A 536-nucleotide genomic window follows, 5' to 3' on the forward strand; every position below is an offset into this window, starting at 1 on the left:
AAGATCAAGCGGATTGAGAAAACCGATGGAGTGAACATCGACTATACCTATGATGCAGCTGGCCACAGGATCAGTAAAACGTTGAGCGGAAGCGGTGTGACCGGTGGCCCCATTACCACCTGGTATGTAAAGGATGCAGCGGGCAATGCGATGACTACCTATACCGTGAAAGGATCCTCGATAACAGCCGATGAACAGTATGTGTATGGAACCACCAGGCTCGGTGTAAAAAATAATAACTTAACGCTGAATAGTTCATTGAGCATTGCCTCCAGCACGGTACCAGGTATTGGAACGGTATACGATGATGAAATGATGCGTGGTAAAACCCAGTATGAGTTAAGTAACCACCTGGGCAATGTACTGGCCACTATCAGTGATAAAAAGATACCACACATAACCGGTGGAGTAGTTGATTATTATGAGGCCGAGGTCTTAAGTTCTCAGGATTATTATCCGTTCGGTATGATTCAGCCGGGCAGAAGTTCTAATGCTGGCGGATATAGGTATGGGTTTAATGGTAAGGAGAATGATAA

General features: G+C 45.3%; 1 protein-coding gene. It reads left to right on the forward strand.

The window, feature by feature from the left end; genetic code table 11:
- A partial coding sequence (locus tag A3860_RS07475; protein ID WP_216823400.1) for a hypothetical protein occupies positions 1–536 on the forward strand: 536 nt, incomplete at both ends.

Source organism: Niastella vici (genome assembly GCF_002077945.1).
In the GTDB taxonomy this organism is placed as follows: Bacteria; Bacteroidota; Bacteroidia; order Chitinophagales; family Chitinophagaceae; genus Niastella; species Niastella vici.